The sequence below is a fragment of the Avibacterium gallinarum genome, from assembly GCF_002921135.1.
Classification (GTDB): domain Bacteria; phylum Pseudomonadota; class Gammaproteobacteria; order Enterobacterales; family Pasteurellaceae; genus Avibacterium; species Avibacterium gallinarum.
In genome coordinates this window covers 37,100-61,919 of the sequence record NZ_PQVJ01000014.1, presented here as the reverse complement: position 1 = coordinate 61,919, position 24,820 = coordinate 37,100, and the positions used below count along the sequence as shown (strand labels likewise).

The following is a 24,820-nucleotide window of genomic DNA, read 5'->3' as shown; positions in this document are numbered from 1 at the left end:
TTCCCCCACGAGTATGATTAATTATTCATCATTGCCATCATCTTGTTGATGATAGACCAAAGATACGGTAATCACGCCATCAATATTGCGTGCTTGCTCCATTTGCTCAAGCAAAATATGCTGATCGTGAGATTGCATCACCACCACCAACTTGCCTTTTTCTACATCTTCGGCAGGCACTTCAGCATAAGGCAGCGCTAAAAGTGCGGTCTTAATTTTTTCAATTTTTTGCGGATTACATTGAACAATCACGCCACAAACGTGCCATTCTTCCGCTTTATCCATTGGGATAATTTCTTGTTCTGACATAGTTATTCCTGTGGATAATCAAGTTTAATCGCAGAAACTGGGCAGGCACTAATGCACGCACCGCAACCATTACAATCCGCCAAGTTCAGGCTTGGTTGCGCCACCTTACCAAGCTGCGGCACAAAACGAATCGCACGCATTTCACAACTGTCTTGGCAGGCACGACATTCCACCTGTTTTTGCGTTAAGCATTCATTGGTAATGTCAATTTTATGCCGCCAAGCTATTTCGCTGACTGGGCGAAAAACAGGCTGCTGGCACACGTCCACGCATTTTTGACAAAAGGTACATTCACCTTTATCAAACTGCACTTCAGGAAATCCGCCTTGCCCTTGCACTAAAATCTGCGTTTCGCAGGCTTTGACACAATCGCCACAAGCGGTGCAGTGTTGAATAAACAGCGCTTCACTTACCGCCCAAGGTGGACGCACGCCCTGAAAGCCTTGTACTTTTACCGTTTCGCTTTGTAATGAATGCAGAAACTCTCCACGCAAAAAACGGCGTCTAGGTAATGCGGTTTCTGACATTTTCACGATCCAAAATGGTTTTTTACTAGGTTCGCTATTGTCTAAAGGTAAAGCAAGGTTTTTAATAACCTGAATTGAGTATTTAGGCAGAAAAGCACGCTTTTGTTGCGTTAGATCAAAATTATCACCGCGCATTAATTTTATTCATTAGATACAAAATAAAGTGCGGGGAAATTTTTGTGAAAATTTCCTGTTCGAGAGCTAAAACAGCAATGGGATTTTTTGCTAGAATAGCCCTTAATTCTGATTGCCATTGCCAAGCGTGAACATTGTGAAAAATAAAAAACATTCGGTGGCGACAAAAATCGCCAATTATTTATTGCTCATTATCATCTTTGCTGCATTTATCAGTTTGCTCAGTTTGATTGTGATGCAAAGTAACAAATCTGATGCGGAATTAATCAACGTATCGGGTTCATTGCGAATGCAAAGTTATCGCATTTTATATGAAATTGAACACGAACCGCAGTTGGTAGCAGAAAATTTACAACAATACCGCGCGACCTTATATTCCAGCACCTTAGCGGATATTAACCAGCAATTTTTCGTGCCTTCTGATGTAAAACAGGCTTATAAAAACTTGGTTGCACGTTGGGAAACAATGGAAGTTTATGCCAAACAATTAGATTATCAAGCCTATCAAAAAGAAGTGAAAAATTATGTTGAGCAAGTCGATCAATTTGTCTATAACTTGCAAGAGTTTGCAGAGAAAAAGCACGATTTTGCGGTGTTATTTATTCTTTTCACAATGTTATCGATCGTTGCTATGGTGTCTTATGTGGTGTGGTTTACCAAAAAGCAAATGGTTCGCCCACTGGAAAAATTAGCCTTAGCAAGTACACAGGTACAAATTGGACAGTTTAATCATATTCCCCTTGATGTGAATAACGATGACGAAATCGGGCGGCTTTCTTCCGTGTTTACCCAAATGGCCAGTGATTTACAAAAGCTCTATGCTGGGCTGGAAGAAAAAGTGAATGAAAAAACGCAAAAACTCAGCCAAGCCAACCGCTCTTTATCAATGCTTTATCAGTGTTCTCAGTTAGTTACCACCAATAATATTGATCCTACGGTGCTAAAGCAGGTGCTAAACCAAATTAAAGTGAATGAGCATTTACGCTATATTGAATTGAGCGTTTACGGCGCGGAGCATTGGCATATTTATTTAGGCGAAAATGATGCGAACTTCTCTCTACAAAAAACCGATCTTTGCGTGGAGGGAGATAAACTTGGCACGCTATATTGGCAAGCAGGCTTACCTTGCCCAGATTTGCGCACAATGCACAACGTGTCGCAAATGTTGAGCCGTTCGCTTTATTTCCACCATACACAACGCCAGCAACAACAGCTATTATTAATGGAAGAGCGGTCAATTATTGCGCGAGAATTACACGATTCTTTAGCACAAGTGCTGGCCTATCTGCAAATTCAGCTCACTTTGTTGAAGCACAATTTGAATAAAGAAGGCGAGCAAAATAAGGAAAAAAGCCTAACGATTATTAAAGATTTCGAGCAGGCCTTGAATGACGGCTATGTTCAACTACGTGAACTGCTCGCCACTTTCCGCTTAACAGTGCAAGAAGCCAATTTACAACTCGCTCTTGAACAAGTGATCGATTCTTTACGCAATCAAACAGAAATGAAAATGCGCGTGGAATGCAGTTTGCCGTCCCACACTTTCAATGCGCAACAGCTAGTACACGCCTTACAAATTGTGCGTGAAGCGGCGTTAAACGCGATTAAACATTCCCAAGGCACGGAAATTGAAGTAATTGCACACACCAATGATGACGGTGAATATGAGCTGTTAGTGCGCGATAACGGCGTGGGCATTCCAAGCCTTGATGAACCTGCAGGGCATTACGGTTTGAATATAATGAATGAACGCAGCGCCCAACTCAATGCTATACTACGCATCAATAATCGTCCTGAAGGTGGCACAGAAGTGAAAATCACGCTGCCGAATAAATTATAGAGATTAAGGAACACAATGGAAAATCTTCAACCATTTCATACATTTGGAACCAATGCACAAGCAAAAATGGTGGAAAAAATCACCGCACTTGAACAAATTCTGCCCCTTTGGCAGCAAGCTCAACAACAGCAGCTCCCTGTGCTTTTTCTCGGGCAAGGCAGTAATGTATTGTTTGTGGAAGATTTTGACGGGATCGTGCTGGTAAATGCGCTCAAAGGTATCGAACATCGTCAAGATGACAACTTTCATTATCTTCACGTTCAAGGCGGCGAAAATTGGCACGAACTAGTGCAATGGAGCTTAAAACAAGGCATTTATGGCTTGGAAAACCTAGCCTTAATCCCCGGCTGTGTGGGATCGGCGCCAATCCAAAATATCGGGGCTTATGGCGTAGAATTTAAAGATGTATGCGATTATGTGGACGCGCTGAATCTGAATACTGGGGAGATTTTTCGTTTAAGCAAGGCGGAATGTCAATTTGGCTACCGTGAAAGCCTGTTTAAACATCAATATAAAGACGGTTATATGATTGTCGCCGTGGGATTAAAGCTCGCCAAAGATTGGCAGCCTGTGCTAAGTTATGGCACGCTTTCACGTTTTGATCCTGCCACGGTAACAGCGGAGGAAATTTTCGCTGAAGTTTGTGCAGTGCGCAGCGCAAAATTGCCAAATCCACAAGAATTGGGCAACGCGGGGAGCTTTTTTAAAAATCCTGTGATTTCCACCGCACTTTTTGAACAATTAAAAAGCCAATATCCAGAAATGCCGAGCTATCCGCAGCCAGATGGCACTGTGAAACTCGCCGCAGGTTGGTTAATTGATCAATGTGGCTTAAAAGGCCATAAACTTGGTGGTGCGGCGGTGCATCAAAACCAAGCCTTAGTATTAGTGAATAAAGCAAACGCGAGCGGTAAAGATGTAGCGAATCTTGCCCATCATATTCGCCAAAAGGTGGCAGAAAAATTTGCTGTGTATTTACAGCCAGAAGTGCGTTTTATCGGTGCGAAAGGCGAAATTGACAGCGAACAATTTATTTCATCACAACATTAATCATTATTCTCACTTAAACAAAGGAAGCAAAATGGATTTCAAAACAATTTTAGAAACCTTACCAACTATCGATCACCTTGCAGGCTTAAGCGTATTTGACGGTGAAACGCAAATTCATCACATTCCTGCCATTGCAGGCAAACTTGGCTCATTACGCGTGTACAACGCCCTTGCACAAGAATTTAACGGAAAATTAGACCGCACTTGCGCAGAAAAAGGCTTGCAACTTTTTGCCGAACACACGCAAGATGCGAAACAATTCCCCGGCAAGCACCCGAATATTGATTTGTTATTTGACGTGATTGAACAGGGCAAGGACTATCGCTTAGTGCCAGAAGAAAAATAAGCGTTAAGTCTTGTAGAACAGGGGCTGAGCGAGATTTTTTGAAGATTTATTTTATTTAGTAAAAAATTTATCAACAGTAACGAACTTTCTTAAAAGTCCATAGTCTAAACCTACAAGAAAAGGATAGATTAATCGTTATAATCGATTGACCTTATTATAGATTATGTTATAAATAGCCCTAGAGTTGGGCGTAAAATAAGAAGGAATATGATGAACAAAGATACACAAACCCTAATGTTAGTTCCTCAAGGCAGCTTAGAAGGTTATATCCGTGCTGCGAACGAATATCCTATGCTAAGCGCAGAGGAAGAAAAGGAATTAGCGGAACGTTTGTATTATAAAGAAGATCTTGAGGCGGCAAAAAAATTGATTTTGTCTCATCTTCGCTTTGTGATCCACGTTGCGCGTGGCTATTCTGGTTATGGATTGCCACAAGCAGATTTAATTCAAGAAGGTAACATTGGCTTAATGAAAGCCGTAAAACGTTTTAACCCTGAAGTGGGCGTGCGCCTTGTTTCTTTTGCTGTGCATTGGATCAAAGCGGAAATCCACGAGTATGTATTACGCAACTGGCGTATCGTGAAAGTGGCAACCACGAAAGCACAACGTAAATTGTTCTTTAACCTACGCAAAACTAAACAGCGCTTAGGTTGGTTCAATGATAATGAAGTGGATATGGTCGCAGAAGAGCTTGGCGTATCCAAACAAGATGTGATTGAAATGGAAAGCCGTATGACTGGAGCAGATGTTGGCTTTGATCTTTCTAATGAAGATGATGATGAAAGCTTTGCACCAGCGCTTTACCTTGAAGATAAAAGCTCAAACTTTGCCGCAGAACTTGAAAATGAAAATTATGAAACCCAAGCGGCAGATCAAGTTGCCACCGCGCTTGAAGGTTTGGACGAACGTAGCCAAGACATTATCAAAGCACGTTGGTTAGATGAAAACAAAGCCACCTTGCAAGATTTAGCGGCGAAATACAATATTTCCGCTGAGCGTGTTCGTCAACTTGAAACTAACGCATTGAAAAAACTTAAAAGTGCGGTAACGTTCTAAAGTAAAATGACATAAAGAAGCACTGATTGATTTGCTCTGCGCCCAAAAAGTTAGACTACATTTTAATTCAAGGACTGGGTTCCGTATTCCACTGGCTTAGTCCTTTTAGCTTCACTTGAATACGTTCATTATTGTAGTAATATTTTCTTACTCTAAGGCAATTCGACAATAACCATATTAGGATAAGTTAGTTTCATAATCGGCCAACCTTTAGGTTTGGGCAATAAAACATCTATACTTTGTTTTTCGAAGGTTTGCAAGCATTGGCTACTTATCCCTGAATTGGAGATATCAAAGTGAAAGCACGTTGCTTTGGCAAAATACTGTCCTTTTTTGATAGCTTGAATTACCTTTAATTTAAACTCAACAGAATAACATTGCTTTTTACCTAACATAGCTAATCCATTGATTCTATTAAGATTAAATTTTACAATCTAACGATTTAACGTATTTTTGGTAAGCTGAAAATATCGGTGAATAAGCGAACGATTTTTCCATTTTTAAAATAAAAGTCGAACACTTGTTGTTTGAAACCTTGAGTATATTTAGTCATAAAAAATCTGCAGCTTAATCAGTTGGTTGTTTAGCCGAACTTTGGGGCCAATAAATTGATTCAGTGCTTTTTTATTAGCCTTCTTTATAAGTGACTCTCTCCAAGTCATCGTAATAAACATGAGTTTACCATCACTTCGTTATATTTTGAGTTTCTTCAAGCATTCTAAATACAAAGAAAAATCAAGAATTACTGCCATTCCCTGATAGATCTTGGCAATTTTCTCTGTAAAACATCATTTTTTATGTACTTAGGTCTCATTGCTATCTCCATTTTGGATAATAAGCTATTTACTGCTTAGTAAAGGCTCTACAACCATTATTTCATGACATTTTTCCTTGCTACATAACCACTTGTTTAAAGTTATTATGTGCATTTAGTCATAGAAAATCTGCCCCTTAATAGGTTGCTTATTTCATCCAGCTTTTTTAGAGGCAGATAAAGCGGTCTACTTCTTACTTTCTTATACTTCTTTTTAATATAAGCTAAATGATTGAATATAAGGCAATTTCCCTGCTTTTAGCATTTTTTCAATGCCGCTGCGGTGATCTGTTGTGCCTAAACCTCGCAACTCAAAGTTGATGCTAAAGTTATTGTCGTAAACCACTTCGTTTGCTTTTTGCCCATCTTTACTGGTTACATAACGGCGAGCACCAACACCGACTGACCAGCAGCAAGTGTTATATTTTACGCCGAGATATTGCTCAACAGGTTTTTTCAAGGCCAGATCTTGGTAGTAATGCCCAACCACGGCCCATCTGTCGGCAATTTCCCACGCTGCCACTAAACCAAGCTGTTTAATATCTTGATTGTACGCATTTGCGCCGGTGAGATTTTGGTCAATATATTCCTGACTTGCATAGCGATAACTTAGCTGAATCAGATTATTGCCACTTGGGCTATATTCCAACACGGTATTGGCAAGGGAGGTTTGGTGTAAGCTGGTATCGTATTGATAGCTACCACGCCAATTCCATTTTGGACTAATGCGCCAGTTGCTTTCCAATGACCAAGATGAGGTGGAGCGATCACTGCTATTGCTTGGATTATTATCAGTGCGCGAATCGTTGAGATAATAAATTTGCCCTAAAGAAAGGTTAAAACGTTCGTTTCCTTCTTGATCGTAAAAACGCGTGGTTCCCCCTAAGGTGAACTGATTTGCCGAAGCGATGCGGTCTAAGCCACTATAACGGCGATCACGGAATAAGGAAAAATAATCTTGCTGCAATAAAGCAGAATCATAACCAAAACCAAGATATTGGCTATTTAATTTTGAGCCGATATTGCTTTGATCTTTATAAGGACGATAAAGATACTGAATGTGCGGTTCAATTGTTTGCGTATAGCCATCAAATAAGGTTTCTTTGCTGGCAAGCAAGGTTTGAAAATCCACTTTCATTTGCGGCAACACACGGGTTACAGAGCGTTCAATCTCTTCTGCATTTTGTTTCCCTTTGGTTTGATTATAGTGCGTGGCGTAAAGTTTGGTTTCAATATTCAAACTGCCGTAACGGTTCGCAAGAGGAATATTAAGACTTGGCTCAATGTGATAACGCCAAGCTTTTGGCATTAAGGCGCTGTCATTCTCAAAACGAGAAATTTGTGAGAATAAACGGAAATCCATTAAACCGTTAGCAAGCCCATCACGATAATAATTAAAATCTAGCTGTGGAAAAACGCGGTAAGGCCCAATATCCACGTCATCAAACACTTGGAATTGCTTCGCCGATAAGGAGAAATTGTAGTTTGGCTGATAGTACGCGATGCGGAAATTTTGATCAGCATAACCGTCTGTGCTGCGTCCGTAAGCGGAATCAAAATCTGAGAAATAACGCTTATCGCTGACTCTAGTGTAATCCACGTTTAAACGCCAATTTTGTAAGAAACTGGAACTGTGTCGCCAGTGGAATAAATGACGCGAACGGTTATCCCCTTGGTAATCATCAAGCCGATCACGACCTAAATATTCGCCTGCAATTAACCCTTCGCCAAGTTGCGTAAGATAGCGTGCTTCACCATTAAATTGCCAACCACGTTTTGACATAAATTTTGGTGTGATGGTCATATCAAAATTCGGTGCGATATTCCAATAAATCGGCTGGTTATACCAATAACCATCACGGCTGGAATGCCCCGCGGTTGGCATTAATAAGCCTGAACGGCGGCGGTCGCCAATGGGGAGCTGCAAGTAAGGGGTATAGAAAATCGGCACGCCGTGTACTTTCAAGCGAGCGTGCCACATTTCTGCATATTCTTCTTGGATATGCTGACGCATTTCAGAGGCTTCAATCGTCCAGCTATTATCATCAGGCAAGCAAGAGGTAAAGGTGGCGTTTTTCAATAAGCGATAATCATTGCGTAGCTCAACTTGCTGCGCTTTACCGCGTCCTTGACGGCCGACAAATTGGTAATCTGCGCCTTCTACATCAGCATCTTTATTATTCAGATTAACCTTGGCAGAATCACCTAACAGATTGATTAGATTATCTTTATAATCAAAACCATTCTTCGCATAGGCAAAGCGTTGCACATTTTGCCCTTCGCCTGTTTGAATCACTTCCGCCACTTGCGTTTTTAAATGGCGATTGCCTTGTTGAATATCCACGTCCCCTTCGTAACGTGCATTAACAGGCTGATTTAACTCCACGCGATCGGCTTCAATATAAACAGGCAATTCGTTTGGATCGCCTTGCACCACTTCCCCTTGAAACTGTGGTACGCCAGCTAAACATTGCTGCTGCAAACTTGCCCAACTTGGCACGCCATAAAGTGCGGTCAAAATTGAGAAAGAAAGCATAGTGTAGTAATTTTTTTTCATTAATAACCCATTTTGTTTTCAGGTGTAGAAATTAACCCGATTATAAAGAAAAACCGCTCAAAAAGCATTTTATTTATGCTTACAAAAGCAGGTGTTGAGATGATCATTCACCAAGCCCATTGATTGCATAAAGGCATAGCAGGTGGTTTCGCCCACAAACACGAAGCCCTTTTTCTTTAAGGCTTTCGACAGTTGTTTTGACGTGTCTGTTTTGGCAGGGATAACAGATAAATCCGGCACATCATTCATTTGTGGTTGATGATTCACAAACGCCCAAATAAAATCGCTGAAATTTTCACCGCACTTTTCCATCGCTAAATAAGCTTTGGCGTTTTTCACAATAGCTTCTAATTTTGCACGATGACGAATTAATCCCGCATCTTGCATTAACGCGTCAATATCTTGCTCGTTCATTTGAGCAATTTTGACGGGATCAAAATGATGAAAGGCTTGGCGATAATTTTCCCGCTTTTTTAATACCGTGATCCAAGAAAGCCCTGCTTGTTGCCCTTCTAAACAAATTTTCTCGAATAATTTCAAACTGTTATATTCTGGTTTACCCCATTCATTATCGTGGTAATCTTGATAAATCGCCGAACCTTCCGCCCAACTACAACGTGTTTTCATTTTGTTTTCCTTATATTGTGATCCTGATCACAGATTTTATTTCTCTAAGGTTTTCTACCGCGCCAAATTTAATTTAGAATCTACCTATCAATACCAAAGCTAAAATAGCTATATGTGCATCGCTAAGATGTGATATTGTATGCGAACTTAACTAACAATCAAATGAGAGGTAACTATGACAACACAATTAGAAGCATTACGCGAAATGACCGTGGTTGTGGCAGATACAGGGGATATTGAAGCCATTAAAACCTACCAACCACAAGACGCCACCACCAACCCATCACTCATTTTAAGCGCCTCTGCTTTGCCTCAATATGCACCATTAATTGATGAAGCCATTGCTTATGCTAAAAGTAAAAGTGCCGATAAAGCACAGCAACTTATTGATGCAGAAGATAAATTAGCGGTAAACATCGGTTTAGAAATTCTTAAAATTGTTCCAGGACGCATTTCTACCGAAGTGGACGCACGTCTTTCTTACGACACCCAAGCGACTGTTGAAAAAGCACGTAAATTAATCGCACTTTATAATGAAGCAGGCGTATCTAACGATCGTATTTTAATTAAAATCGCCTCCACTTGGCAGGGTATCCGCGCAGCAGAAATCCTTGAAAAAGAAGGGATTAACTGTAACCTAACCCTTTTATTCTCAGAAGCACAAGCACGTGCTTGTGCGGAAGCGGGTGTATATTTAATCTCCCCATTCGTGGGCCGTATTCTTGACTGGTACAAAGCGAACAGCGACAAAAAAGAATACGCACCAGCAGAAGATCCGGGTGTGATTTCAGTGACTAAAATTTATAACTATTACAAGCAACACGGCTATCAAACCGTGGTAATGGGCGCAAGTTTCCGTAACGTAGGCGAAATTACTGAGCTTGCAGGTTGCGACCGCTTAACCATCGCCCCAGCGTTGTTAAAAGAATTACAAGAAAATAACACCGCACTTGTGCGTAAATTAGATTACACTGGCGAAGTGAAAGCCAAGCCACAACCGCTTACTGAAAGCGAGTTCTACTGGCAACACAACAGCGATCCAATGGCAATCGAAAAACTGGCTGAAGGTATCCGCAAATTCGCCATCGACCAAGAGAAATTAGAAGCGATGTTATTAGCGAAGTTCTAATCGCAATCTGATAAAACAAAGCCCCAAAAATCAATGGGGCTTTTGCTATGCGTGAAAATTCTGCCAAAAATCCAACCGCACTTTTAATTCTTGCAATGGCACAAAGCGGGCGAAGCGCTCCACTTCTTTTTGTTGATAAAAAATAAGTACCACAGGGGCGGTGAGTGCGTGGAAATAACTCGCCATTTCAGGAATATCCGCGATGTTCGCTTGCATTGCAGAAAGTGTTGGATAAGTCGGCAAAAGTGCTTCAAGCTGCTGCGCTACGGCAGTACACACGCCACAGTTTGGTGCTTTAATAAGCAACAAAGCAAAAGGGTTTTCATTAATATGTTGTTCAATTTCCTTTAATGTCGTTGCGATTTTCATTATTTAAACCTGATGAAAGTAGTTTCTTAAAAAGAATTTCTTCACAATAAAGTGCGGTGCAAATTTTAGGAATTTTTTCTTTATCCTTCCATATAACTTTTTAGTGCCTCGCCTTGTAATCCGGCATTAAGGGCGATCAACAATTTTAAGCGTGCTTTTGGCGCATTGAGTTCTTTCACAAACATCACGCCTTGCTCTTGCAAACTTGCACCACCACCGTCATAACCATAAACAGGCTCTGCGATGCCGTTAAAACAACGAGAAACCAAGGCAACGGGAATATTATGCGCAAGCAGCCGTTGTAATCCTTTTTCCGCTTGCGGTGGAATATTCCCCGCGCCGAGTGCTTCAATAATCAAGCCATCTAACTGTTGCAGATCTAATTGATCAAACAGCCAACTGTCCATTCCCGCATACGCTTTGATGATTTGCACATTTCCGCTCACCGTTTCTAAATCAAAACGCACACGCGGCTCGGCAGTTTTGAAAAACAGAATGTCTTTTTTCATAATCACACCCAAAGGCCCGTGTGTTGGTGTTTGGAAGGTGGAAACGTTGGTGGTGTGAGTTTTGGTAACATACTTCGCAGCGTGAATTTCATCGTTCATCACCACTAACACGCCTTTATCGGCACTTTTCTCACAACTTGCTACGCGCAACGCGGAAAGGTAATTATAAATACCATCACTGCCGAGTTCATTATTGGAACGCATCGCGCCTGTAATCACAATCGGCATTTTCGGCAGTTGCATTGTATCCAGAAAATAAGCGGTTTCTTCCAATGTATCCGTACCGTGCGTAATCACCACGCCATCATAATTTGCACCGTCTTGTTTAATTTTCTGGCTCAACGCCAACATATGCTCAAGGCGAATATGCGGACTAGGAAGATTGAGAAAATCCACCGATTCCACTTCAACATTATGCAAATCAAACCCGACTTTGGTCATAGGATTAGTGGCATTTGGCGCAACTTTCCCCTGGCTGTCCGCATGCATCGAAATTGTTCCCCCCGTGTGGAGAACAAGGAGTTTTTTCATTATTTTTTGATCTTCCATTCTGTTTTAATTGCACTATTTTAGCATAGCTATTCACAAAAAATTTGTTACAAGCCTTCAATCACACTAAAGTGCGGTAGAAATTTTCATTATTTTTAGTTAATCAGCCAAGCACTGCGAAATTTAGTCAGAGTAGGAGGAGAGGTTAAACCTGTTAAAAATCTTTTCTGAAGCGGGAACTTCTGTTTTACCGCCTTGTCCATATTTCAAACAAAGGAATATTTTTTATACAAGGAGCTTATTATGCGCAGACACAAATTAACCGAGAACGATGTTACGCCGGAAGAAATTTTCTATCATCGACGCAAACTGATTGCAGGCCTTGGCGCAATAGGTGGAATGTCTTTATTACCGCAAATTTCACAAGCAGATCCTATGCCTCAAGAAAATTTGCTTTCCTTCAAAAAAGACAGCTTAAACACCTCATTATCCTTAACGCCAGAAGATAAAGTGACCGGTTATAATAACTTCTATGAATTTGGCGTAGACAAGGGCTCTCCCGCTCAATATGCACACACATTAAAAACCGCTCCTTGGCAAGTAGAAATTTCTGGTGAAGTTGAAAAACCATTAATCTTGGATTTACAGGATCTTTATACACGTTATCCCTTGCAAGAAAGAATTTATCGTTTCCGTTGTGTAGAGGCGTGGGCAATGGTTATTCCTTGGATTGGTTTTAAATTAAATGCACTCTTACGCGAAGTTAGACCAACCAGTCGAGCGAAATATGTTGAGTTTGAAACGCTCTATGATCCAGAGCAAATGCCGGGGCAAAAAAATTTCTTCTGGGGAGGTGGAATTAATTACCCTTATCGGGAAGGTTTAACGATTGCTGAAGCAATGCACCCACTCACGCTGCTCTCCGTTGGACTTTATGGCAAAAAGCTAACGCCTCAAAATGGTGCTCCAATACGTCTAGTCGTTCCTTGGAAATATGGATTTAAAAGCATAAAGTCGATTGTAAAAATTCGTTTAACCGAAACTCGTCCGCTCAATACTTGGCAACAACTTGCGCCGCATGAATATGGCTTTTATGCCAACGTGAACCCAAATGTGCCTCACCCTCGATGGTCACAAGCCAGTGAACGTGTTATTGGTGCAGGCGGATTATTCAATGTGAAGCGACAACCCACCTTGCTGTTTAATGGTTATGATGAAGTTGCCTCACTGTACCAAGGATTAGATTTAACGGTTAATTACTAATGAAATCAGCACGTTTCTTACTGCATTTTACTGCTGGCGCCCCTTTTATATGGCTAGGTCATGAACTCATTATCAACCAAGGACAATATTTTGGGGCCGATCCGATTAAAGAATTAATTCACTTTTTAGGATGGATGGCACTTAGCCTATTTCTAGGTGTTTTTCTCTTCAGAGAGGCGATAGGGCTATTCAAATGGCATAAATTAAAAACCTATCACCCTATTTTAGGGCTATGGGCAATGGTATGGGCGAGTTTACATATTATTGCCTATTTTTATCTTGAATTAGGCTTAGACACTTCTCTATTTATTGAAGAGTTAATCTTACGCCCTTATCTTCTATTCGGTGCATTAGCTTTTTTAATCTTCATTTTTACTTCGGTGATCATGCTGCCAGCTATAAAACGTTATTTACAAAGAACTGTTTTTCCCTTACATCAACTCAGTTATATCGCCCTATTTTTTGCCTCCGTGCATTATGTTTGGTCATCAAAAAGTTTTCAATTAGGGGCATGGATTTACTTGCTTACAGCAATCCTGCTTCTGATATTGAAAGTGTGGAAATATTTAAAAAGCCATAAACGTTGAATAAATCATAATGCAACAAAAAAGCCAATGGCATACACCATTGGCTATTGTTTTATTTAAAGCGATAACTAATAAATTAGATTACTGCTTTTTCTACAACGCGAACTAAAGTCCAAGACTTAGTTTTTGAAATTGGGCGACATTCGCGAACTTCTACTACATCACCTAATTTCGCTTCGTTGTTCTCATCGTGCACGTGTAATTTTGTTGTGCGGCGGATAAATTTACCATAAAGTGGGTGTTTCACTTTGCGTTCGATCGCAACTGTGAATGATTTATCCATTTTGTCGCTAATTACACGACCTTGCACGGTACGAATATTATCAGTCATTACTCACCCGCCTTCTCGGTTAATACAGTTTTCACTTGTGCAATACTGCGACGCACTTGTTTTAACTGATGGGTTTGTTGAAGCTGACCGGTGGCTGCTTGCATACGCAATTTGAATTGCTCACCTAACAAGTTAACCAATTCAGCATTCAGCTCTTCAACAGTTTTTGTACGTAGTTCTTGAGCTTTCATTACATCACCGTTTTAGTTACGAATGTGGTCTTGATTGGCAATTTCGCTGCTGCAAGTGCAAATGCGTTTCTTGCTAATTCTTCAGACACACCATCCATTTCATAAAGTACTTTACCCGGCTGGATTAAAGCTACCCAGTATTCAACGTTACCTTTACCTTTACCCATACGGACTTCTAATGGTTTTTCAGTAATTGGTTTATCTGGGAATACACGGATCCAGATTTTACCTTGACGTTTAATCGCACGAGTCATCGCACGACGTGCTGCCTCAATTTGGCGAGCGGTTAAACGACCACGACCAACTGCTTTCAAACCGAAGGTACCGAAGCTAACTTCTGTACCACCTGCAATTCCACGGTTACGACCTTTTTGGACTTTACGGAATTTTGTACGTTTTGGTTGCAACATTTAGCAATTCTCCTTACTTACGACCTTTACCACGTGGCTTTTTAGGCGTGGTAGGTTGTTGTTCTGGTTGTTGTTCAATTGCAGCCATTCCACCAAGAATCTCACCTTTGAAGATCCACACTTTAACGCCGATTACGCCGTATGTTGTGTGAGCTTCTGCAGTGTTATAATCGATGTCCGCACGCAGTGTATGTAATGGTACACGACCTTCACGATACCACTCTGAACGAGCAATCTCTGCACCACCTAAACGACCGCTTACTTCAACTTTGATACCTTTAGCACCTAAACGCATTGCGTTTTGTACTGCACGTTTCATTGCACGGCGGAACATTACACGGCGTTCAAGTTGTGAAGCGATGCTATCAGCAACTAATTTTGCATCTAATTCAGGTTTTTTCACTTCAGCGATGTTGATTTGTGCTGGAACACCTGCGATTGCCGCAACAGCGTTACGTAATTTTTCAACATCTTCGCCTTTTTTACCGATTACGATACCTGGACGAGCTGTGTGAATTGTTACACGAATACTTTTCGCTGGACGCTCAATAGTGATGCGTGAAACGGAAGCATTCGCTAATTCTTTATTTAAGAATTGACGCACTTTGAAATCGCCATCTAAGTTAGATGCGAAATCTTGTGTATTCGCAAACCAAGTAGAGCTCCAAGGCTTAACAATACCTAGGCGAATACCATTTGGATGGACTTTTTGACCCATTGCTATTCCTCTACTAAATTAACGATCTGACACAACCACTGTGATGTGGCTTGTACGTTTTAAAATACGATCTGCACGACCTTTAGCACGTGGCATAACACGTTTCATACTAGGACCTTCATCTACGAAAATCTTAGTCACTTTAAGATCATCGATATCTGCACCATCATTATGCTCAGCATTAGCGATTGCAGACTCAAGCACTTTCTTAACTAGCGATGCCGCTTTTTTGTTAGTGAAAGTTAAAATTTCTAACGCTTGATCTACTTTTTTGCCACGGATTAAATCCGCAACTAAGCGAGCTTTTTGCGCTGAAGTGCGAGCGTAACGATGTTTAGCTATAGTTTCCATCTTTTACCCCTTACTTCTTAGCTTTCTTATCCGCAGCGTGTCCGCGGTAAGTACGAGTCGGTGCAAATTCACCGAGTTTATGACCAATCATTTCGTCCGATACATAAACTGGAACGTGCTGACGACCATTATGGACTGCGATGGTCAATCCGATCATTGAAGGAATGATCATTGAACGACGGGACCAAGTTTTAATTGGTTTTTTATCCCCGCTTTCCACCGCCTTCTCTACCTTCTTCAACAAGTGTAGGTCAAGGAAAGGACCTTTCTTGAGAGAACGTGGCATGGCTTATCCTCTTTAATTGATTAAAAAATTATTTACCACGACGACGTACGATGTATTTATCAGTACGTTTGTTATGGCGAGTTTTCTTACCTTTGGTTTGAACGCCCCAAGGAGTAACAGGGTGTTTACCGAAGTTACGACCTTCACCACCACCGTGAGGGTGATCAACAGGGTTCATTGCTGTACCACGAACTGTTGGGCGAACGCCTCTCCAGCGGTTAGCACCAGCTTTACCAAGAACGCGAAGCATATGCTCTGAATTGCCCACTTCACCGATGGTTGCAGAACATTCAGCTAATACTTTACGCATTTCACCTGAGCGAAGACGTAAAGTTACATAGTTACCTTCACGAGCAATAATTTGTACATAAGCACCAGCAGAACGTGCAAGTTGTCCGCCTTTACCTGGTTTTAATTCAACATTATGTACAGTTGAACCAACAGGGATATTACGCATTGGTAATGAGTTACCAACTTTAATAGGTGCGTTTACGCCTGCTTGGATTTGATCGCCTGCGCTTAAACCTTTAGGTGCTAAGATATAACGGCGTTCACCATCTTTATAAAGCACTAAAGCAATATTTGCACTGCGATTTGGATCATATTCAAGACGCTCAACAACCGCTGGGATATCTAACTTGTTACGTTTGAAATCGATTAAACGGTAATGTTGTTTATGACCACCACCGATATGGCGAGTAGTAATACGTCCTAAATTATTACGACCACCAGTTTTAGATTTGCTATCTAATAATGGTGCGTAAGGTTTCCCTTTATGTAATTCAGGGTTTACGATTTTAACAACGTGACGACGACCAGCGGAGGTCGGCTTACATTTTACGATAGCCATTTATTTCTTTCTCCTCCGTAATTACTCTGCACCTTCAACGAAGTCAAGTGATTGACCTTCTTGAAGAGTTACATAAGCTTTTTTCCAGTCACTGCGATGTCCCATCTTCGTACCACGACGTTTAGTTTTACCTTTAACTACAACAGTACGAACAGAATCTACTTTCACTTCAAATAATTCTGCAACAGCTTTTGCAATCTCTGCTTTGTTGGCATCTAAAGCGACTTTGAAAACGATGGTGTTTGACTTCTCAGCGTTATTTGTTGCTTTCTCAGAGACGTGAGGTGCTTTTAACACTTTTAGCAAACGTTCTTGTTGAATCATGCTAACATCTCCTCAATTTGTTTCACTGCATCAACAGTTAAAACCACTTTATCAAAAGCGATTAAACTTACTGGATCAATACCTTGAACATCACGTACATCTACTTTGTATAAGTTACGCGCTGCTAAGAATAGATTCTCATCTAAGTTTGCAGTGATGATAAGAGCGTCAGTTAACGCCATATCTTTTAATTTTTGAACTAAGGCTTTAGTTTTTGGTGCATCGATTTCGAATTTTTCAACAACAACTAAACGATCTTGACGAACAAGCTCAGATAGAATGCTTTTGATTGCACCACGGTACATTTTTTTGTTCACTTTTTGGCTGTGATCTTGTGGTTTCGCTGCGAAAGTTACACCACCTGAACGCCAAATTGGTGATTTCACATCACCAGCGCGAGCGCGACCTGTACCTTTTTGACGCCAAGGTTTTTTACCTGAACCAGACACTTCAGCACGAGTTTTTTGTGCGCGAGAACCTTGACGAGCACCTGCTGCATAAGCAACAACCACTTGGTGGATTAACGCTTCATTAAACTCACGTCCGAAGGTAGTTTCAGAAACAGTTAGTGCGTTTGCACCTACAACTTGTAATTCCATCTCTATCTCCTAGACTTATGCTTTAACTGCTGGTTTAACGATAACATCACTATTAGTTGCACCAGGTACAGAACCTTTAACTAATAATAAATTACGCTCAGCATCTACACGAACAACTTCAAGTGATTGAACGGTTACACGCTCAGCACCTAAGTGTCCAGCCATTTTTTTACCTTTAAACACACGACCTGGAGTTTGGTTTTGACCAATAGAACCAAGTACACGATGTGATAAAGAGTTACCGTGGCTTGCATCTTGAGTACGGAAATTCCAACGTTTAACACCACCTTGGAAACCTTTACCTTTAGATGTACCAGTAACATCAACTTTTTTAACATCTGCAAAGATGTCAACATTAATTTCTTGACCTAAAGTGAATTCTTCACCTTCAGTTGTACGAAATTCCCATAAACCGCGACCAGCTTCAACACCTGCTTTCACGAAATGGCCTGCTTCAGGCTTAGTTACACGGCTCGCTTTTTTAGAACCAGTAGTAACTTGAATTGCAGTATAGCCATCGTTTTCAAGAGTTTTAACTTGAGTTACACGGTTTGCTTGGATTTCGATAACAGTAACTGGTACAGACACACCATCTTCATTGAAGATACGAGTCATACCAACTTTACGACCGACTAAACCAATCATTGTCATAACCTCTTAATTAACCTAGGCTGATCTGCACGTCAACGCCGGCAGCCAAATCTAAACGCATTAATGCATCAACAGTTTTTTCTGTTGGTTCTACGATATCTACTAAACGTTTGTGTGTACGAATTTCGTATTGGTCACGAGCGTCTTTATTAAGGTGTGGAGAAATCAACACGGTAAAACGTTCTTTACGCGTTGGTAAAGGAATTGGACCACGAACTTGTGCGCCAGTACGTTTAGCTGTTTCTACGATCTCCGCTGTAGATTGATCGATCAAACGATGATCAAAAGCTTTTAAGCGGATACGGATTCTTTGGTTCTGCATTAGACCAGAGCTCCAATAATTTTTAGCTAAAATAAAACTGACACCATCACCTTTCATAAACTTCATTGAAAGGGAAGTGCAGTAACCTAATATTATAGTCCCCCAATCGGAAACATTTTATGTATTACAAAATCTGTAACACGCCTTTAATAAATGATTACATCAAAGGGCTTTCTAAGAAAGCTTGTGGATTATACTTAGCTCAACTAGGAATTGCAACCTATTTCTCAGCAAAATCTGAAATTTAGTATTCCCACTTCTCAGGATTAATCCCTAGTTCACGCATAATATCTTTTGCCTGCTCAGGAATTTCATCGTGGCGTTCTTTTAACAAATCTTCATCGGTCGGTAATGGCTGCCCTGTAAATGCGTGCAAAAATGCCTCACACAATAACTCACTATTTGTTGCGTGGCGTAAATTTTTGAGCTGACGTCTTGTCCGCTCATTGGTTAAAATTTCCAGCACCTTAATTGGAATAGATACTGTAATCTTCTTTACTTGCTCACTCTTCTTACCGTGCTCTGCATAAGGGCTAATATATTTACCGTCCCAATTTGCCATAATGCCACCTTAAATCTCCACAAAAATTGTGTTTATTTTAAAGAAAAATCGCCGAAATAACAATCTAGACATTAAGACTGCTAGATAGCCAGATGAAATTCTTGAAAAACCCACAAAAAAACACCGCACTTCAGTTTTACGTAAACCCTAAGTGCGGTGTAAATTTTCGTAGTTTTTATATGATTAAGCTTTTGGCCCTGCTGCGATCAAGGCTTTACCTTCTTCATTAGTCGCATATTTTTCAAAGTTTTTCACAAAGCGGTTTGCTAAGTCTTCCGCTTTGGCTTGCCATTGTGCTTTGTCTGCATAAGTATCACGCGGATCTAAAATCGCAGGATCAACCCCCGGTAACGCTTTTGGAATCGCTAAGTTGAAGATTGGTAATTCAGACATTTCCGCTTTATCAATTGAGCCATCTAAGATCGCATCAATAATGCCACGAGTATCTTTAATTGAGATACGTTTGCCTGTGCCGTTCCAACCTGTATTCACAAGGTAGGCTTCTGCGCCAGCGACTTCCATACGTTTTACTAACACTTCTGCGTATTGCGTTGGGTGGAGTGATAAGAATGCTGCACCAAAACAGGCTGAGAAGGTTGGTGTTGGTTCAGTAATACCACGCTCTGTTCCCGCTAATTTTGCGGTGAAGCCAGATAAGAAGTAGTATTTCGTTTGCTCTGGCGTTAATTTTGCTACTGGCGGTAACACACCGAACGCATCAGCTGTTAAGAAGATCACTTTTTTCGCGTGGCCTGCTTTAGAAACTGGTTTTACAATGTTTTCAATGTGATAGATTGGGTAAGAAACACGGGTATTTTCGGTTTTTGATCCATCATCATAATCCACTGAACCATCTGCACGCACCACCACGTTTTCTAACAAGGCATCACGTTTAATCGCACGATAAATATCTGGCTCGCTTTCTTCAGAAAGTTTGATGGTTTTCGCATAGCAACCACCTTCGTAGTTGAATACACCGTCATCGTCCCAACCGTGTTCATCATCACCGATTAATTGGCGTTTTGGATCCGTTGAAAGGGTAGTTTTACCAGTACCAGATAAACCAAAGAACACCGCAACATCGCCATGTTCACCCACGTTCGCAGAACAGTGCATTGATGCAATGCCTTTAAGCGGAAGGAAATAGTTCATCATTGAGAACATACCTTTTTTCATTTCACCGCCGTACCAAGTACCACCGATTAATTGAATACCTTCTGTGATGTTAAACGCCACAAAGTTTTCAGAATTTAAGCCTTGTTCTTTCCAATTTGGATTGGTCACTTTTGAACCGTTCATTACCACAAAATCAGGCTTGAAGTTTTCTAATTCTGCCGCGGACGGACGAATAAACATATTGGTTACAAAGTGCGCTTGCCACGCCACTTCTGTAATAATACGCACGGCTAAGCGAGTATCTGGGTTCGCACCACAGAATGCGTCCACCACAAATAGACGTTTGCCTGAAAGCTGTTTAGTCACTAACTCTTTTAAACTTTGCCAAGTGGCTTGGTTCATAGGCTTGTTATCGTTTTTCGCCGCATCGCTTGTCCACCACACGGTGTCTTTGGTTTTCTCATCTAATACGATGTATTTATCTTTCGGTGAACGACCTGTGAAAATCCCTGTATCCACCGCAACAGCACCAGATTGGGTAACCGTTCCTTTCTCAAAGCCTTCTAAACCTTCCTTAGTTTCTTCCTCGAAAAGCTGCTCATAACTTGGGTTATACACCACATCTTTTACATCATAAATACCCAAGTTACCCAATTCTGCCACTAGTTTTTTTACATCAGTCATAAGATATACCTCAATTAAGTTAATATTAAAAAAGATAGCGGTATTCTATGTGAAGTACGAAAAAAAAATGTTAGGTAGATCTCAAAATCAGAAAAAAACCATTCCATTACTCAAAATAGTTAAGTTTTGTGATGTGAATCAAGGAAAAGAGAGCGGGAAGAGAAATAAAAAAGCACGAACCGAAGTTCGTGCTAATCAAATTATTGTGAGGAATCACGCAATTTTTCAATGGCTTCTTTATTAAAGAAATAATGCGTGCCACAACATTCGCATTGCATATCAATGCTGCCGTTGTGTTCGGCGAGAATTTCGTCAATTTCATTTTCTGGTAATAATAGCAATGCACCGCCTGAGCGTTCTTGGGTGCAACCACAGAAAAATTCCACATTTTGTGCAGGGTAAATTTCCACGGTTTCTTCGTGATATAAACGGTAAAGCATTTCTTCGGCGCTTAGGCCAAAGATTTCTTCATCTTTTACCGTTGCCGTAAGAGTAGCAAGATGTTCAAAATCCCCTTCTTCGCCTACGCCATCTGGCATCACTTGCAATAACATTCCTGCCGCCACAGGTTCGCCATTAAATTCGCCTGTACGGATAATTAACTGGGTTTGCAACTGCTCAGAACGCACGAAATAATCTTCTAAACATTCCGTAATCGTTGGTTTATCTAAACCAATCACGCCCTGATAACGCTCGCCTTCATTTGGCGTGATGGTGATCACTAACACCCCTTTGCCAATCATTTCGCTTAGACTCATATCATCACGCACTTCCCCTTGCAAACGGGCTAGCGCGCGCATTTTTTGATCATCAGAACCATTCACTAAAGCTAATGAAAGTGGGCCATCACCTTGAATTTGCACGGTAATGCTGCCGTCAAATTTTAATGTTGCGGTTAATAAACTGGTTGCCACCATCATTTCACCTAGTAGGTTTTGTACCACTTTCGGGTAATGATGGGTGTTTAAAGTATCTTTAAAACTTTGGTTTAAACGCACCCATTCACCACGCACCGCACGGTTTTTAAATAAATAACGATAGAGTTTGTCGTTGTCTGCTTGATATGTCATTTTGTCCTCAATAAATCTTTAGGTTACGCCATTTGCTGAGTGAATTAAGAAAAGAATAGATTTCGCTTTAGGAATATGTCCCCACGATGCCTACACTCAGCTTGGCAATGGGCTTAATATTGGGACGATTTTGTCAAACACAAGGTCAATCCTGATATTTAAACTTAAGCAAATCTCGCCGCTCTTTTTTATTTGGACGGCGTTCAGGATTTGGCATTGAAAGGGAATTGTTCTTACGCGCAATCGCCCATTTCTCTCGCTTCTCCACACTTTGCGTTGTTTCTTGATACAACAGTTGCGCCTCTGGTGCGCCACGGCGTTGGGTGGAAAGGGCAAGCACTTGCACTTCTTTTTCCTCATTACCTTGGCGTAATTTAATCAACGCTCCCACTTCCACGGTTTTGTTCGGCTTGGTACGCTGATTGTTATAATGCACCTTACCGCCGTCAATCATCTCTTTAGCAATGGTTCGCGTTTTATAAAAACGCGCCGCCCACAGCCATTTGTCCAAGCGAACCTCGTTATCTTCTTGATTATCACGTTGCTTTGCAGAATTTTTTGCCATTTTGCTTTTCCCCTTATATTTAAAGTGCGGTGTTTTTTTCCGTATTTTATGCCATAAGGCAAGATTTAGACAAAAATTTGATCCGAACTAATAAAATTCAGATAGAATGAAGCATTTTTATAACAAAATCGAGGAAAAAACGATGCAACATTCAACTTCTTCGCCTAGTTTGAAAGAGCTGACCTTTCGCGGAATGTTCTTAGGGGCGCTAATTACGGTGATTTTCACCGCATCAAATGTTTATCTTGGGCTAAAAGTGGGGCTGACGTTCGCCTCATCAATCCCTGCCGCAGTAATATCAATGGCGGTGCTGAAAATGTTTTCAGGTTCAAATATCTTAGAAAATAATATGGTGCAAACCCAAGCCTCCGCAGCAGGTACACTTTCTTCGGTGATTTTTGTGATCCCGGGTTTGTTGATGATGGGCTATTGGCAAGATTTCCCTTTCTGGCAAACCTTGTTAATTTGTGCCGCAGGGGGGATTTTAGGAGTGATTTTCACTGTACCGTTACGCCAAGTGATGGTGGCGAAAAGTGATTTGCCTTATCCAGAAGGCGTTGCCGCAGCGGAAATTCTCAAAGCTGGTAACCACGAAGAAGGAAAAGGTGATAGCGGCATTAAAGAGATCGCAACAGGTGGTGTGATTGCCGCTGTGGTGAGCTTTGCCACTAATGGTTTGCGTCTGATTGCCGATGGCGCAAGCCTATGGTTTAAAGGGGGAAATGCCGTTTTCCAAGTGCCAATGGGCTTCTCTCTTGCCTTATTAGGGGCGGGTTATTTAGTGGGAATTGTAGGGGGTATCGCCATTTTAGTGGGAATTTTCCTCACTTGGGGCGTTGCAGTGCCTTATTTCACTAGTGCCTCGCCAATGCCTGTGGACGCCGATATGGTGGGCTATGCAATGGGCATTTGGAAAAGTAAAGTACGTTTTATCGGCGTGGGAACCATCGGCATTGCAGCAATTTGGACATTGCTGGTGTTAATGAAACCAATGATCCAAGGAATGGCGCAATCTTTCCGCGCATTAAAAGATCCCTCTGCGCAAACCAATGATCGCACACAGCTTGATTTATCGCCTAAATCAATGATTTATATCACAATCGCCGCAATCGCCTTGATTATGGTGGCACTTCACCACTTCATTGCGCAAGCACCGATTGCCACAGAATATGCCTTATTATTCGTCATTGTATGTACCTTCTTAGCGGTGTTTATCGGCTTTTTCGTTGCCGCAGCCTGTGGTTATATGGCAGGGCTTGTGGGATCATCATCTAGCCCAATCTCAGGCATTGGGATTATTTCCGTGGTGCTAATTTCCCTCACTTTAATGCTATTAGGCAAAATCACGGGCTTAATCGACAGCGCGGAAGGAATGAAATTTTTAACCGCTCTCACCATTTTCTCCGGCTCGATTGTGGTTACCACCGCGGCTATTTCCAATGATAATTTGCAAGATTTAAAAACAGGATTACTGGTTCATGCTACCCCGTGGCGTCAGCAAGTGGCATTGATTATTGGCTGTGTGGTCGGTGCCTTAGTGATCGCACCAGTGCTAGAAATTCTGTATCACGCTTATGGCTTTACAGGGGCATTGCCGCGTGCCGATATGGATCCAAGCCAAGCCCTTTCTGCCCCACAAGCCACCTTGATGACCACTATCGCCACAGGGATTTTCTCGAGCAATTTAGAATGGCGTTATATCTTTATGGGCATCGGTTTAGGGCTAGGCTTAATCATCATTGATATGTTCTTAAGAAAATCCAGCAAAAACCGTTTTGCCTTACCAGCCCTTGCGGTGGGAATGGGGATTTATTTACCACCAGTTGTAAATATGCCTATCGTCATTGGTGCGGTGCTAGCTTGGTTTATCAACCGACACTTAACGACTTATGCACAACGCAACGGTAAAAATCTTAATGATGTGAAGAAAAAAGCAGAACGCTACGGCACCTTATTCGCCGCAGGTTTGATTGTGGGGGAAAGCTTAATTGGCGTGATTCTCGCCTTTATCATCGCCGCTTCGGTTACTTCTGGCGGTTCAGATGCACCGCTTGCACTTTCATTAGAAAACTGGGAAAGCAGCGCCGAATGGCTAGGTTTAACGGTGTTCCTTGCTGGCGTGGTGATTTACGCTCTTCGTGTATTACGTGCGAAAAAAGGCTAAAAATTACACCGCACTTTAA

At 41.3% G+C, this 24,820-nt stretch carries 29 protein-coding genes and 1 pseudogene; 8 read left to right on the top strand and 22 right to left on the bottom strand.

Annotation, left to right across the window (positions count from 1 at the left end; genetic code table 11):
* Positions 1-21: 21 nt before the first annotated feature.
* The gene (locus C3007_RS05930) at positions 22-309 is read right to left on the bottom strand and encodes a chaperone NapD (protein ID WP_103853571.1); all 288 of its coding nucleotides are present in this window, start codon (positions 307-309) and stop codon (positions 22-24) included.
* A gap of 2 nt (positions 310-311) precedes the next feature.
* On the bottom strand, positions 312-836 hold the full coding sequence (napF, locus tag C3007_RS05925) for a ferredoxin-type protein NapF (protein WP_103853584.1): 525 nt from the start codon (positions 834-836) through the stop codon (positions 312-314).
* Between the two features lie 271 nt (positions 837-1,107).
* On the opposite strand from napF, the gene narQ reads away from it, so the two are divergent.
* From narQ to rpoH, 4 genes are all read left to right on the top strand, one after another.
* Complete coding sequence (narQ, locus tag C3007_RS05920; protein ID WP_103853583.1) at positions 1,108-2,811, top strand: nitrate/nitrite two-component system sensor histidine kinase NarQ; 1,704 nt, start codon at positions 1,108-1,110, stop codon at positions 2,809-2,811.
* 15 nt (positions 2,812-2,826) lie between these two features.
* Positions 2,827-3,861 carry a UDP-N-acetylmuramate dehydrogenase gene (gene murB / locus C3007_RS05915; RefSeq protein WP_103853570.1) on the top strand — a complete coding sequence of 345 codons (1,035 nt, stop codon included), beginning with the start codon at positions 2,827-2,829 and terminating at the stop codon, positions 3,859-3,861.
* Between the two features lie 31 nt (positions 3,862-3,892).
* Positions 3,893-4,207 (top strand): DUF2322 family protein, encoded by a 315-nt coding sequence (locus tag C3007_RS05910; RefSeq protein ID WP_103853569.1) that lies wholly within the window; start codon positions 3,893-3,895, stop codon positions 4,205-4,207.
* A 210-nt stretch (positions 4,208-4,417) separates the two neighbouring features.
* A complete protein-coding gene (gene rpoH, locus C3007_RS05905) occupies positions 4,418-5,263 on the top strand; it encodes an RNA polymerase sigma factor RpoH (RefSeq protein ID WP_103853568.1) in 846 nt (281 codons plus the stop codon).
* A gap of 173 nt (positions 5,264-5,436) precedes the next feature.
* On the opposite strand, the pseudogene C3007_RS11715 reads toward rpoH, so the two are convergent.
* The 3 genes and pseudogenes from C3007_RS11715 to C3007_RS05890 form a co-directional block, all read right to left on the bottom strand.
* Positions 5,437-5,816: pseudogene (locus C3007_RS11715) on the bottom strand (IS3 family transposase); the annotation flags it as partial.
* A 475-nt stretch (positions 5,817-6,291) separates the two neighbouring features.
* Positions 6,292-8,634, bottom strand: coding sequence for an LPS assembly protein LptD (gene lptD, locus C3007_RS05895; protein WP_103853566.1), 2,343 nt, complete (start codon positions 8,632-8,634; stop codon positions 6,292-6,294).
* 69 nt (positions 8,635-8,703) lie between these two features.
* On the bottom strand, positions 8,704-9,261 hold the full coding sequence (locus C3007_RS05890; protein WP_103853565.1) for a DNA-3-methyladenine glycosylase I: 558 nt from the start codon (positions 9,259-9,261) through the stop codon (positions 8,704-8,706).
* 175 nt (positions 9,262-9,436) lie between these two features.
* On the opposite strand from C3007_RS05890, the gene tal reads away from it, so the two are divergent.
* Positions 9,437-10,390, top strand: coding sequence for a transaldolase (gene tal / locus C3007_RS05885; protein WP_103853564.1), 954 nt, complete (start codon positions 9,437-9,439; stop codon positions 10,388-10,390).
* Positions 10,391-10,435: 45 nt separating this feature from the next.
* On the opposite strand, the gene C3007_RS05880 is transcribed toward tal, so the two are convergent.
* Both C3007_RS05880 and C3007_RS05875 read right to left on the bottom strand, forming a co-directional pair.
* Positions 10,436-10,759, bottom strand: coding sequence for a thioredoxin family protein (locus C3007_RS05880; protein WP_103853563.1), 324 nt, complete (start codon positions 10,757-10,759; stop codon positions 10,436-10,438).
* Positions 10,760-10,839: 80 nt separating this feature from the next.
* Positions 10,840-11,802 (bottom strand): asparaginase, encoded by a 963-nt coding sequence (locus C3007_RS05875; protein ID WP_279325027.1) that lies wholly within the window; start codon positions 11,800-11,802, stop codon positions 10,840-10,842.
* A gap of 258 nt (positions 11,803-12,060) precedes the next feature.
* Here C3007_RS05875 and msrP point away from each other — a divergent pair, with 258 nt between their 5' ends.
* Positions 12,061-13,020, top strand: coding sequence for a protein-methionine-sulfoxide reductase catalytic subunit MsrP (gene msrP / locus C3007_RS05870; protein ID WP_103853561.1), 960 nt, complete (start codon positions 12,061-12,063; stop codon positions 13,018-13,020).
* On the top strand, positions 13,020-13,607 hold the full coding sequence (locus C3007_RS05865; RefSeq protein ID WP_103853560.1) for a protein-methionine-sulfoxide reductase heme-binding subunit MsrQ: 588 nt from the start codon (positions 13,020-13,022) through the stop codon (positions 13,605-13,607). The genes msrP and C3007_RS05865 overlap by 1 nt, the downstream gene beginning before the upstream one ends.
* Before the next feature lie 76 nt (positions 13,608-13,683).
* Here the strand turns inward: C3007_RS05865 and rpsQ are convergent, their stop codons facing one another.
* The 15 genes from rpsQ to hslR form a co-directional block, all read right to left on the bottom strand.
* The gene (rpsQ, locus tag C3007_RS05860) at positions 13,684-13,938 is read right to left on the bottom strand and encodes a 30S ribosomal protein S17 (protein ID WP_103853559.1); all 255 of its coding nucleotides are present in this window, start codon (positions 13,936-13,938) and stop codon (positions 13,684-13,686) included.
* Entirely contained in the window at positions 13,938-14,129 is a 192-nt protein-coding gene (gene rpmC / locus C3007_RS05855) for a 50S ribosomal protein L29 (RefSeq protein ID WP_017805230.1), read from the bottom strand. Before rpmC ends, rpsQ begins: the two co-directional genes overlap by 1 nt.
* Positions 14,129-14,539 carry a 50S ribosomal protein L16 gene (gene rplP / locus C3007_RS05850; protein WP_103853558.1) on the bottom strand — a complete coding sequence of 137 codons (411 nt, stop codon included), beginning with the start codon at positions 14,537-14,539 and terminating at the stop codon, positions 14,129-14,131. The genes rpmC and rplP overlap by 1 nt, the downstream gene beginning before the upstream one ends.
* A gap of 13 nt (positions 14,540-14,552) precedes the next feature.
* On the bottom strand, positions 14,553-15,257 hold the full coding sequence (gene rpsC, locus C3007_RS05845; protein ID WP_103853557.1) for a 30S ribosomal protein S3: 705 nt from the start codon (positions 15,255-15,257) through the stop codon (positions 14,553-14,555).
* 18 nt (positions 15,258-15,275) lie between these two features.
* A complete protein-coding gene (rplV, locus tag C3007_RS05840) occupies positions 15,276-15,608 on the bottom strand; it encodes a 50S ribosomal protein L22 (protein WP_017805227.1) in 333 nt (110 codons plus the stop codon).
* Positions 15,609-15,618: 10 nt separating this feature from the next.
* A complete protein-coding gene (rpsS, locus tag C3007_RS05835) occupies positions 15,619-15,894 on the bottom strand; it encodes a 30S ribosomal protein S19 (RefSeq protein ID WP_005539416.1) in 276 nt (91 codons plus the stop codon).
* 28 nt (positions 15,895-15,922) lie between these two features.
* Positions 15,923-16,744, bottom strand: a complete 822-nt coding sequence (gene rplB, locus C3007_RS05830) for a 50S ribosomal protein L2 (protein WP_103853556.1) — start codon at positions 16,742-16,744, stop codon at positions 15,923-15,925.
* Positions 16,745-16,765: 21 nt separating this feature from the next.
* Positions 16,766-17,068, bottom strand: a complete 303-nt coding sequence (rplW, locus tag C3007_RS05825) for a 50S ribosomal protein L23 (RefSeq protein WP_035687397.1) — start codon at positions 17,066-17,068, stop codon at positions 16,766-16,768.
* Complete coding sequence (gene rplD, locus C3007_RS05820) at positions 17,065-17,667, bottom strand: 50S ribosomal protein L4 (protein ID WP_103853555.1); 603 nt, start codon at positions 17,665-17,667, stop codon at positions 17,065-17,067. Before rplD ends, rplW begins: the two co-directional genes overlap by 4 nt.
* A gap of 15 nt (positions 17,668-17,682) precedes the next feature.
* Positions 17,683-18,312, bottom strand: a complete 630-nt coding sequence (rplC, locus tag C3007_RS05815) for a 50S ribosomal protein L3 (RefSeq protein ID WP_035687403.1) — start codon at positions 18,310-18,312, stop codon at positions 17,683-17,685.
* A gap of 16 nt (positions 18,313-18,328) precedes the next feature.
* Positions 18,329-18,640 (bottom strand): 30S ribosomal protein S10, encoded by a 312-nt coding sequence (gene rpsJ, locus C3007_RS05810; protein ID WP_004170280.1) that lies wholly within the window; start codon positions 18,638-18,640, stop codon positions 18,329-18,331.
* 244 nt (positions 18,641-18,884) lie between these two features.
* Positions 18,885-19,202, bottom strand: a complete 318-nt coding sequence (gene metJ / locus C3007_RS05805) for a met regulon transcriptional regulator MetJ (RefSeq protein ID WP_103853554.1) — start codon at positions 19,200-19,202, stop codon at positions 18,885-18,887.
* Positions 19,203-19,385: 183 nt separating this feature from the next.
* Entirely contained in the window at positions 19,386-21,002 is a 1,617-nt protein-coding gene (gene pckA / locus C3007_RS05800) for a phosphoenolpyruvate carboxykinase (ATP) (protein ID WP_103853553.1), read from the bottom strand.
* 200 nt (positions 21,003-21,202) lie between these two features.
* Complete coding sequence (gene hslO / locus C3007_RS05795; protein WP_103853552.1) at positions 21,203-22,072, bottom strand: Hsp33 family molecular chaperone HslO; 870 nt, start codon at positions 22,070-22,072, stop codon at positions 21,203-21,205.
* A gap of 145 nt (positions 22,073-22,217) precedes the next feature.
* Complete coding sequence (hslR, locus tag C3007_RS05790) at positions 22,218-22,637, bottom strand: ribosome-associated heat shock protein Hsp15 (RefSeq protein WP_103853551.1); 420 nt, start codon at positions 22,635-22,637, stop codon at positions 22,218-22,220.
* Between the two features lie 142 nt (positions 22,638-22,779).
* Between hslR and C3007_RS05785 the strand changes: the two genes are divergently transcribed.
* On the top strand, positions 22,780-24,801 hold the full coding sequence (locus tag C3007_RS05785) for an OPT family oligopeptide transporter (RefSeq protein WP_103853550.1): 2,022 nt from the start codon (positions 22,780-22,782) through the stop codon (positions 24,799-24,801).
* Positions 24,802-24,820 lie beyond the last annotated feature (19 nt).

What these genes read in the sequence shown, in the direction of transcription:
- C3007_RS05930 (WP_103853571.1), bottom strand. Translation starts at nt 309, where the DNA reads ATGTCAGAACAAGAAATTATCCCAATGGATAAAGCGGAAGAATGGCAC.
- napF (WP_103853584.1), bottom strand. Translation starts at nt 836, where the DNA reads ATGTCAGAAACCGCATTACCTAGACGCCGTTTTTTGCGTGGAGAGTTT.
- murB (WP_103853570.1), top strand. Translation starts at nt 2,827, where the DNA reads ATGGAAAATCTTCAACCATTTCATACATTTGGAACCAATGCACAAGCA.
- C3007_RS05910 (WP_103853569.1), top strand. Translation starts at nt 3,893, where the DNA reads ATGGATTTCAAAACAATTTTAGAAACCTTACCAACTATCGATCACCTT.
- rpoH (WP_103853568.1), top strand. Translation starts at nt 4,418, where the DNA reads ATGAACAAAGATACACAAACCCTAATGTTAGTTCCTCAAGGCAGCTTA.
- lptD (WP_103853566.1), bottom strand. Translation starts at nt 8,634, where the DNA reads ATGAAAAAAAATTACTACACTATGCTTTCTTTCTCAATTTTGACCGCA.
- C3007_RS05890 (WP_103853565.1), bottom strand. Translation starts at nt 9,261, where the DNA reads ATGAAAACACGTTGTAGTTGGGCGGAAGGTTCGGCGATTTATCAAGAT.
- tal (WP_103853564.1), top strand. Translation starts at nt 9,437, where the DNA reads ATGACAACACAATTAGAAGCATTACGCGAAATGACCGTGGTTGTGGCA.
- C3007_RS05880 (WP_103853563.1), bottom strand. Translation starts at nt 10,759, where the DNA reads ATGAAAATCGCAACGACATTAAAGGAAATTGAACAACATATTAATGAA.
- msrP (WP_103853561.1), top strand. Translation starts at nt 12,061, where the DNA reads ATGCGCAGACACAAATTAACCGAGAACGATGTTACGCCGGAAGAAATT.
- C3007_RS05865 (WP_103853560.1), top strand. Translation starts at nt 13,020, where the DNA reads ATGAAATCAGCACGTTTCTTACTGCATTTTACTGCTGGCGCCCCTTTT.
- rpsQ (WP_103853559.1), bottom strand. Translation starts at nt 13,938, where the DNA reads ATGACTGATAATATTCGTACCGTGCAAGGTCGTGTAATTAGCGACAAA.
- rpmC (WP_017805230.1), bottom strand. Translation starts at nt 14,129, where the DNA reads ATGAAAGCTCAAGAACTACGTACAAAAACTGTTGAAGAGCTGAATGCT.
- rplP (WP_103853558.1), bottom strand. Translation starts at nt 14,539, where the DNA reads ATGTTGCAACCAAAACGTACAAAATTCCGTAAAGTCCAAAAAGGTCGT.
- rpsC (WP_103853557.1), bottom strand. Translation starts at nt 15,257, where the DNA reads ATGGGTCAAAAAGTCCATCCAAATGGTATTCGCCTAGGTATTGTTAAG.
- rplV (WP_017805227.1), bottom strand. Translation starts at nt 15,608, where the DNA reads ATGGAAACTATAGCTAAACATCGTTACGCTCGCACTTCAGCGCAAAAA.
- rpsS (WP_005539416.1), bottom strand. Translation starts at nt 15,894, where the DNA reads ATGCCACGTTCTCTCAAGAAAGGTCCTTTCCTTGACCTACACTTGTTG.
- rplB (WP_103853556.1), bottom strand. Translation starts at nt 16,744, where the DNA reads ATGGCTATCGTAAAATGTAAGCCGACCTCCGCTGGTCGTCGTCACGTT.
- rplW (WP_035687397.1), bottom strand. Translation starts at nt 17,068, where the DNA reads ATGATTCAACAAGAACGTTTGCTAAAAGTGTTAAAAGCACCTCACGTC.
- rplD (WP_103853555.1), bottom strand. Translation starts at nt 17,667, where the DNA reads ATGGAATTACAAGTTGTAGGTGCAAACGCACTAACTGTTTCTGAAACT.
- rplC (WP_035687403.1), bottom strand. Translation starts at nt 18,312, where the DNA reads ATGATTGGTTTAGTCGGTCGTAAAGTTGGTATGACTCGTATCTTCAAT.
- rpsJ (WP_004170280.1), bottom strand. Translation starts at nt 18,640, where the DNA reads ATGCAGAACCAAAGAATCCGTATCCGCTTAAAAGCTTTTGATCATCGT.
- metJ (WP_103853554.1), bottom strand. Translation starts at nt 19,202, where the DNA reads ATGGCAAATTGGGACGGTAAATATATTAGCCCTTATGCAGAGCACGGT.
- pckA (WP_103853553.1), bottom strand. Translation starts at nt 21,002, where the DNA reads ATGACTGATGTAAAAAAACTAGTGGCAGAATTGGGTAACTTGGGTATT.
- hslO (WP_103853552.1), bottom strand. Translation starts at nt 22,072, where the DNA reads ATGACATATCAAGCAGACAACGACAAACTCTATCGTTATTTATTTAAA.
- hslR (WP_103853551.1), bottom strand. Translation starts at nt 22,637, where the DNA reads ATGGCAAAAAATTCTGCAAAGCAACGTGATAATCAAGAAGATAACGAG.
- C3007_RS05785 (WP_103853550.1), top strand. Translation starts at nt 22,780, where the DNA reads ATGCAACATTCAACTTCTTCGCCTAGTTTGAAAGAGCTGACCTTTCGC.